Origin of the sequence: Prevotella sp. P5-92, from assembly GCF_002251245.1 — a bacterium.
In the GTDB taxonomy this organism is placed as follows: domain Bacteria; phylum Bacteroidota; class Bacteroidia; order Bacteroidales; family Bacteroidaceae; genus Prevotella.
The window spans coordinates 1-8,872 of sequence record NZ_NPJG01000094.1 but is presented as its reverse complement, the minus strand read 5'-3'; the positions used below and the strand labels follow the sequence as shown (position 1 = coordinate 8,872).

At 42.6% G+C, this 8,872-nt stretch carries 8 protein-coding genes; 5 read left to right on the top strand and 3 right to left on the bottom strand.

Features of this window, described 5'->3' with window-relative positions:
- From CIK99_RS15410 to CIK99_RS15905, 3 genes are all read left to right on the top strand, one after another.
- Positions 1–183 (top strand): hypothetical protein (locus tag CIK99_RS15410; protein WP_158215956.1); only part of this gene is annotated, 183 nt, incomplete at its 5' end.
- Between the two features lie 185 nt (positions 184–368).
- Positions 369–2,945 carry a BspA family leucine-rich repeat surface protein gene (locus tag CIK99_RS09720; protein ID WP_094381328.1) on the top strand — a complete coding sequence of 859 codons (2,577 nt, stop codon included), beginning with the start codon at positions 369–371 and terminating at the stop codon, positions 2,943–2,945.
- A 21-nt stretch (positions 2,946–2,966) separates the two neighbouring features.
- Complete coding sequence (locus CIK99_RS15905) at positions 2,967–3,101, top strand: hypothetical protein (protein WP_256387396.1); 135 nt, start codon at positions 2,967–2,969, stop codon at positions 3,099–3,101.
- A gap of 254 nt (positions 3,102–3,355) precedes the next feature.
- Here CIK99_RS15905 and CIK99_RS09715 read toward each other — a convergent pair whose 3' ends face one another.
- Positions 3,356–4,216: an Rpn family recombination-promoting nuclease/putative transposase gene (locus CIK99_RS09715; protein ID WP_094381327.1), complete on the bottom strand. Its 861-nt coding sequence runs from the start codon at positions 4,214–4,216 to the stop codon at positions 3,356–3,358.
- 875 nt (positions 4,217–5,091) lie between these two features.
- Positions 5,092–5,319 (bottom strand): hypothetical protein, encoded by a 228-nt coding sequence (locus CIK99_RS14960; protein ID WP_144007956.1) that lies wholly within the window; start codon positions 5,317–5,319, stop codon positions 5,092–5,094.
- A 115-nt stretch (positions 5,320–5,434) separates the two neighbouring features.
- On the opposite strand from CIK99_RS14960, the gene CIK99_RS09700 reads away from it, so the two are divergent.
- Positions 5,435–6,337 carry an Abi family protein gene (locus CIK99_RS09700; protein WP_094381324.1) on the top strand — a complete coding sequence of 301 codons (903 nt, stop codon included), beginning with the start codon at positions 5,435–5,437 and terminating at the stop codon, positions 6,335–6,337.
- 284 nt (positions 6,338–6,621) lie between these two features.
- Positions 6,622–8,598: a BspA family leucine-rich repeat surface protein gene (locus CIK99_RS09695; protein ID WP_094381323.1), complete on the top strand. Its 1,977-nt coding sequence runs from the start codon at positions 6,622–6,624 to the stop codon at positions 8,596–8,598.
- Here CIK99_RS09695 and CIK99_RS09690 read toward each other — a convergent pair.
- Positions 8,591–8,872, bottom strand: a 282-nt coding sequence (locus CIK99_RS09690; RefSeq protein WP_094381322.1) for a transposase, incomplete at its 5' end; no start/stop codon positions are given. The genes CIK99_RS09695 and CIK99_RS09690 overlap by 8 nt on opposite strands.

Sequence of the window (8,872 nt, the reverse complement as noted above, 5' to 3'; positions counted from 1 at the left end):
GGAGTCCACCGCCGTTTCGACGGTAGGATCATTGTTGGAAAAAAAGCCGCCATAGGCCTGCTCGTGGATACACAAGCCACGTATGACTGCGTGAAGGAAAGGGTATTGGAAGAACTGAAAGAGGGGAAGGAGGTGACGATAAAGATAACGAGAAAGAATAAGAAGAGAAAGAGAACAGTTTAGTTGACAAGTCATAGGGACAGGTACATTGGTTCACTCTTTAGGGTCGATGAACCTGTCCCCGATGATTCTTAATTGCCGATGATGTTTATTTAAAAATATTTAAAATATTATCCGTTTGTTACTATATACAAATAAAAATCACTAATTTCGCACCCTGAAATCATAAATCAAATAGATAACGTATTATGACAAGCAAAAGAAAAACCAAACAATTAAGATGGCTCGTCACGATGATGATGCTCGCGATGACTATGGTGATGCCTGCATCAACGTGGGCACAAGTAATGTACACAGTGTTCGAAGGCGGTACGCTGACGTTCAAGTATGGCGACAAACCAGAGAGTGGAAATGTATATGATGTTCCTACCGATCCTACTCATACTAATATTTCTCCAGACTGGTTAGCAAATACAACATCCATTACGACAGTTGTCTTTGATCCATCATTCCAAGATGCACGGCCGACTTCATGCTATAAATGGTTCTATAATTGTAGCAAATTGACATCTATTAAAAACATCGAGAATCTCAACACTGCCAATGTGACGAATATGAGATACATGTTCTATGACTGCCAAAGTCTCGAATCTCTCATTCTTTCAAGCTTCAATACAGCCAATGTGACGACTATGAGTAATATGTTCGATGGCTGCAAAAAACTCACATCTCTTAAACTTTCAAACTTCAATACCGCCAATGTGACGGATATGGGTTCTATGTTCAGAGACTGCTCAAGTCTCACATCTCTTGAGCTTTCAAGCTTCAATACAGCCAATGTGACGGATATGGGTTTTATGTTCTATGAATGCTCAGGTCTCACATCTCTTGACCTTTCAAACTTCGATACCTCCAATGTGACGAATATGCTTTCTATGTTCAGCAGCTGCTCAGGCCTTTCCTCTCTTGACCTTTCAAACTTCGATACATCCAATGTGAAGAATATGACCCGCATGTTCAATGGCTGCTCAAGTCTCACATCTCTTGACCTTCCAAGTTTCAAAACAGCCAATGTGACGTATATGAGCTACATGTTCAATGGCTGCTCACGTCTCACATCTCTTGACCTTTCAAACTTCAATACCTCCAATGTGACGAATATGAGTTATATGTTCTATAACTGCTCACGTCTCACATCTCTTGACCTTTCAAACTTCAATACAGCCAAGGTGACGAAGATGGATTATATGTTCAAATACTGCTCAGGCCTCAAGACAATTTATGTCAGCGATGATTTTACCACAAGCGATGGCACTAGTGGTTTAGATATGTTTAAAGGTTGCAGCAAACTCGAAGGAGCTGCTTCATACTCCGACTTAGGTAAAACAGGCAAATCCATGGCCAACTATAAAACTGGCTATTTCACCAAGAGTAACTTAACGCCATACGTAAAGTGGGATGAAAACACAAAAGTATTGACATTTAAAGTAGCGAACTATATAGAAGGAACTCAAGGAGAATGGAAATTTAATGAAGGTGCTACTGCCCCGGGATGGTTAGGTGAGGTGTATTCTGATTGCGAAAAAGTAGTCTTTACTCCGTCTTTTAACCATGCCAAGCCAACTTCTTGTTGTCAATGGTTCCTTGGTTTTTCGCAACTTACAACAATAGAAGGCATAGAGAATCTCAACACCGAGGAAGTGACTGATATGAGCGAAATGTTCAATAGCTGCTCAGGCCTCAAGTCTCTTGACCTGTCCAAATTCAACACTGCCAATGTGACGAATATGGAAGGCATGTTTGGTGGCTTAGGCCTCATATCTCTCGACCTGTCATCATTCAACACTGCCAATGTGAAGGATATGACCTACATGTTCTATAACTGCCAAGACCTCACGACGATCTATGTCAGCGATGATTTTACAATAGGCAATGTCAGCAGTAGTGATGGTATGTTTCAGAGCTGCTTCGGACTCGAAGGAGCTGCTTCATACTATCCTCTTTATACAGGCATAGAAATGGCCAACTATAAAGACGGCTATTTCAAGACATATTTCACATTGGGCGAAAATAAGGTGGAATTATGCGGAAATCCTTTGACGACTAAAAGTCTTAACCTGTCAGGAGACTATGACTTCACTCCAAAATATGAGTTTAAGGCAAAATCGGCTACTTATTCCCGCGACCTCTCGTCATCTAATTCAACATGGTTCTCACTCTGCCTGCCATTTGCATATACCCCGGCTAATTTTAATTTTACTGCATATCAGCTTAATGGTGCAACTGCTAATGCGGTGGAGATTGAGGAAATAACGGGAGAGATTGCTGCCGGAACGCCAGTGCTCTTCAAGTTTAAGGATGGCGAGATTAAGGAAATCAATATCTCTGCGACAGATGCTCAGATAGTGAAAGCGCCTGTTGATGGGGCGAAAGTCAATGGCACTGACGGCAGCTCTCTGCAGCTCTGCGGCACATATCAGACGAAGACTTTCTCTAAGGATGCCGACGGCAATGCCTTCATCCTGCTGAACAACAAACTGATGAATCCTGCAAAGATGCTGGAAAACCAGAATGTGACGAAAGTTAGCGTCAAGCCCTTCCGCGCATATATGACTTTGACTGCTTCTGCTCAAACATCGAGTGCCAGGGCATTCTCTATCGGTCGTGGTGGCGAAGAAGGAACGACTGCCATCGACCTGCTCAACTCTGTAGCCACCGACGATGCCGAATACTATGACATCAACGGCCGCCGCATCGACGCTCCCGCAAAAGGCGTGAACATCGTGCGCCGTGGCAACAAGACTATCAAATTGATCATCAAATAACTCATTACGACATTAATAAATATGGAAAAGAAAAAGTATATCCGTCCCGCAATAAAAGTGTATGACATCACTCCCAGTGTAATCCTCGCGGGATCGATACGTTATGCTTCTGAGGAAGATTACGGCAGATTAACCGGCGATATCTACGGCGATTAAAGAATATTTTTTTTAACATAGAGGCACGGAGCCACGGAGATAATATTTTTAAGTTTTCTAAAGATACAGAGAATTTAAAAACTCCGTGGCTTTGTGTTTTTTATAGACCACAGATTAACACAGATTGGCACAGATTAAGAGCCAAAGGCTCTGATTGGGATGATTATTGAGTCATAGGAACTGGTACGTCGGTTCGTTATTTGTCGCGAACCAGTTGTACCTGTCCCTATGAATCCGATGGAATTACAATAAATTTACAACGCCTTAACTTCCTCTTCCTGCAAGCCTGTGGCCTTTGAGATGTCTGAAATAGACATGCCCATCGACCTGAGGTTGCTTGCAATTGCTATTTTTTCTTTCAAGCTACCTTCCACGCGTCCTTCCATGCGTCCTTCCATGCGTCCTTCCATACGCACTCCCTCAAACACGCTGATGGTGTCGCGGTATTTTTTCAGAGCCTCGTCGTATTGCAGGCGCTCGGCACGGGTCATGGCGCTCACATCGGCTATGCTCTCGAGCTTCTTGAAAACGGCACTCTGAGCAGCCCAGGGTAATCTGTTTAATGTTTCCATATTCTTTAACAAATAAATCCAACGTTCTACTTGATTCTCACATTCATCGGCCTCCTTCGTGAACAACGGAAGCTGGAGGTATATCATACGCAACTTGTCGGAGAACTGCTCCTTCGTATCCTTCTCGGCAAGAACGACATCTGTGCGGAACTGCTTCTTGAAATCCAAGGGGCTGAAGTTAAGGAACGCCACAAGATAAACAGAGTCTATCTCATAGTTCCATGACGAACCTCTCTCACCTTGTCGGGCTATCGACTCCGACACGTAGTATATGCTCCTGTTCTTGAAGAATGGCTGCGACTTGTTTTGCATCTCTACTATTATCTTCTCGCCCTCGTCGGTCTCGCAATATATGTCGTAAATCAGCGACCTGTCTTCCTCAAACAGTGCAGGTTGCTCCTTGTCGAGGAATGTAAGGTTGACGATGTGCTTCTCTCCCTCAAAAAGGCTATTGAGGAAGTCGAGCAGCAGCGGTTTCGACAGTTCCTGCCCGAAGATTCTCTTGAAACCGACGTCGGTGAAAGGATTAATGTATTTTGCCATATCACAATATTTTGTTGGCAAAAATAGTGATTTTTATTGAAATGGCAATAAAAAGAATGAAAATGTTACAAATAATTAACGGATAAGGGAACCAAACAGAGGCATGGGTCATAAGGAGAGGTACGTTGGTTCACTCTTTAGGGTCGATGAACCTGTCCCCGATGATTCGGGCAAATCGGGCGACTTGCAGAGCGCTAAGGCACAGCTTAATACGTGGAGATCTCGTAATTTGATTGACTATGACGATACTGAGGGACTAATAAAGAAAGTAAAACAGAAAAACAGTTAAACAGTTTTATTTTAAAGTAATGCACAATGAAAATAACAATAAGACGCAAGATTAAGTCGCACGACCGCACGATAGGCGAGTTGGCCGCCGCTAATCTCGCCGATATGTCGCCGCTAATCTCCGTTGTAGGGTCTTACCTCGTGTAAGACCGCCCGCCGCAAACGCCTGCCGCAAACGCCCGCCGCAAACGCCTGCCGCAAACGCCTGCCGCTAATCTCCGATGTAGGGTCTTACCTCGTGTAAGACCGCCCGCCGCAAACGCCCGCCGCAAACGCCCGCCGCAAACGCCTGCGGGGAAATAACATATACGGGTTGCGGTCTTACACGAGGTAATTTAATCTAAAGGGACAGGTTCATCGACCCTAAAGAGTGAACCAATGTACCTCTCCTTATGACCCATGCCTCTGTTTGGTTCCCTTATCCGTTAATTATATGGTTTGTAGATGACCCACTTTGGTTTGCAGATGCCGCATTTTGTATCTCCAACACCCAACATCTGTTAAAAATCGCCTCCATTTCCGCACTTTTTGTATAAAAATGGCTGCGGCTCGGCAATAAAAACAAGTAAATTTGCTTTTTTTTGCACTCACCTTGCACATTTTTTGTATAAAAATGGCTGCGGCTCGGCAATAAAAACAAGTAAATTTGCTTTTTTTTTGCACTCACCTTGCACATTTTTTGTATAAAAATGGCTGCGGCTCGGCAATAAAAACAAGTAAATTTGCTTTTTTTTGCACTCACCTTGCACATTTTTTGTATAAAAATGGCTGCGGCTCGGCAATAAAAACAAGTAAACTTGCTTTTTTGCACTCACCTTGCACATTTTTTCCTCAAAACCCTTGCACAATCCAAATAAATGTCTTACCTTTGCAGCACAAGAACCCGCCAAGCCTCTCAACGATGCTTAAATCGGCGGGTCGTTTTATTTTATGAAATATAATAAGGAATACTCATCACCATCTGAACTTATATCCATACTTCAAAGCAGAGGTTTAGATTGCAGCGACATCGATAATGCTATAGACATACTAAGCTCTATTGGCTATTATCGGCTGTCTGGGTATTTTTATCCTTTCCTCTTGACTCCCAAGTCAGAGCATATTTTTAAACCAGGAAGCACCTTGGGAAATGCTTTAATGCTTTATGAGTTCGACCGAGAGTTAAGACAGCTTGTTTTTAATCAAATAGAACGAATAGAGGTTGCCGTCAGGAGTGCAATTGTAAATATTGCCTGTGCCGAAACAAATGATGTGTTTTGGTTGACAAATCGAACCCATTTTGCCAATGCAGATAAGTTTGAGAAAACCATGTCGCTTATTGACAAGGAACTGCAAACAAGCAGAGAGGATTTCATCACTCACTTTAAGCAAACTTACGAAGACCAGTATCCACCTTCATGGATGATAGCTGAAATCATACCTCTTGGAACTTTGACAAGGATATATGACAACATCGCAAGCAATAGAATTCGCAAAAAGATAGCAAAGCATTTCTGTTTGACCATTCCTGTCTTTATGTCGTGGATGACAGTGGTGACTTTGACACGAAATTCTTGTTGTCATCATGCTCGTCTTTGGAACCGTTCGCTCTCTCTTCGAACTCTCACCATGACAAGACCATTGACTCCATGGGTGAGCAGTAATGTAAGGCAAGGTCGAATATTCTTCACTCTCTGCATCTTGAAACATTTTGTTGACATCATTTGGAGGAACAATGGATTCAAAAACTATTTGATAGCATTGCTTGATAAATATCCAATGGTTGACATTGCCGCAATGGGCTTCCCCTCTGGCAACTGGCAAGACGAACCACTATGGAGCACTCAAAGCTAAAGTCTCGGCATCCACCTCCCACATTTTCGCGTAAACACAAGTTAAAAACGTTAAATCTTCACCACTCGCACCCCTTCAACCATATCCCAATCCACTTTTCTACCGAGGGTCATGGGACAGTCCGTCGGTTCACTCTTTAGGGTCGATGAACCTGTCCCCTATGATTCTTAATTGCCGATGATGTTTATTTAAAAATGTTTAAAATATTATCCGTTTGTTACTATATACAAATAAAAATCACTAATTTCGCACACTGAAATCATAAATCTAATAGATAACGTATTATGACAAAGAAAAGAAATCTAACAACCTTCATGATAGCAATCATGATTATGCTATTCTCGCTCCCGGTTAATGCACAGGGAACAGTGGGTTATGTAGTATGGGATGGAGTAAATACTCTCACATTCGAAGGAGGGGAAAGTGTGCCTAGCGGCGCTTTTGCGCTCAATACAGAAGGGAATGCTCCTGGATGGAGTGGCAAATCTTCTTGTACCAAAGTGGTATTTGACGACTCATTCAAAGATGTCCGACCAAAATCTTGTTATTATTGGTTCAAAGATTTTAATTATCTTACAACAATAGAAGGCATCGAGAATCTCAACACCGAGGAAGTGAAGAATATGAGCTACATGTTTTTAGGCTGCTTAGGCCTCACCTCTCTTGACGTGTCCAAATTCAACACTGACAAGGTGACGGATATGCGCTACATGTTCTGTAACTGCACAGACCTCACCTCTCTTGACGTGTCCAAATTCAACACTGCCGAGGTGGAGAATATGAGTTGTATGTTCAGCAACTGCTCAGGTCTCTCCTCTCTCGACGTGTCCAAATTCAACACTGACAAGGTGACGGATATGAGCGGCATGTTCTGGGGCTGCTCAGGCCTCACCTCTCTTGACCTGTCATCATTCAACACTGCCGAGGTGGAGAATATGAGCTACATGTTTTATGACTGCTCTGCCCTTACCTCTCTTGACCTGTCATCATTCAACACTGCCGAGGTGACGAATATGAGCAACATGTTCGTTGGCTGCTCAGGCCTCACCTCTCTTGACCTGTCATCATTCAACACTGCCAAGGCGACGGATATGGGCTTCATGTTCAATGGCTGCTCAGGCCTCACGACAATTTATGTCAGCGATGATTTTGACACAGGCAATGTCAGCAGTAGTGATGGTATGTTTTATGGTTGCACAAGCCTCAAAAAAGGAGATGTTTCATACAATCCTAATAAAATAGGCCATACCATGGCCAACTATACATCTGGCTATTTCACCAAGAGTAACTTAACGCCATACGTAAAGTGGGATGCAAACACAAAAGTATTGACATTTAAAGTGGCGCACTATATAGAAGGAAACGAAGGAGAATGGAAATTTAATGAAGGTGCTAAAGACCCGGGATGGTCTATCGATGAGGTGAAAAATTATTGCACAAAAGTAGTCTTTACTTCGTCTTTTAACCATGCCAAGCCAACTTCTTGTTATCTTTGGTTCTATGGTTTTTCTAATCTTACAACAATACAAGGCATAGAGAATCTCAACACTGAGGAAGTGAAGAATATGAGATATATGTTCAGTGACTGCTCAAACCTCAGATCTCTCACTCTTTCAAGCTTCTTCAATACAGCCAATGTGACGGATATGAGTTCTATGTTCAGGGGCTGCTCAAGTCTCACATCTCTTGACCTTTCAAAGTTCAATACAGACAAGGTGGAGAATATGAGTTCTATGTTCAATGGCTGCTCGGACCTCGAAAATCTTACCCTTTCAAGTTTCAATACAGACAAGGTGAAGGATATGAGTTCTATGTTCAGCAGCTGCCAAAAGCTCACATCTCTTAACCTTTCAAACTTCAATACCTCCAATGTGACGAATATGTTTCAGATGTTCTATGAATGCTCAGGTCTCACATCTCTTGACCTTTCAAAGTTCAATACAGCCAATGTGACGAATATGAACAACATGTTCTATGGCTGCGGGGGCCTCACCGCTCTTGACCTTTCAAGTTTCAATACAGCCAATGTGACGGATATGAGCTGCATGTTCTGTTGGTGCTCACGTCTCACCTCTCTTGCCCTGTCATCATTCAACACTGCCAATGTGGAGTATATGAGCTACATGTTCTATGGCTGCTCAGGCCTCAATTCTCTTAACCTTTCAAGCTTCAAAACAGCCAATGTGAAGAATATGAATTTCATGTTTAATGGCTGCTCAGGCCTCACGAAAATCTATGTGGTTCTTCTGCAATTTAGTTGAAGAGCACATGTTCAAGTATGAGTTTATTCTTCAACAGATTGATACCCGCTCTGCCATACATGACTCTCTTGACGACCTTTAGCTTGTTGACAAAACCTTCTGTGATTCCATTGGTGATGTTTAACTTGATAGTATTTCTAACAGCCCGATAATCATGTCTCAATCCGATGATAAAGGTCTTAAGCGAAGATATCCTAGTTTTCCAGTATTTTTTCATCCATCTGACGAGTGCAGTAGTATCGTTTCCTTTGATTACATTGCAGAAGCTTTCCAT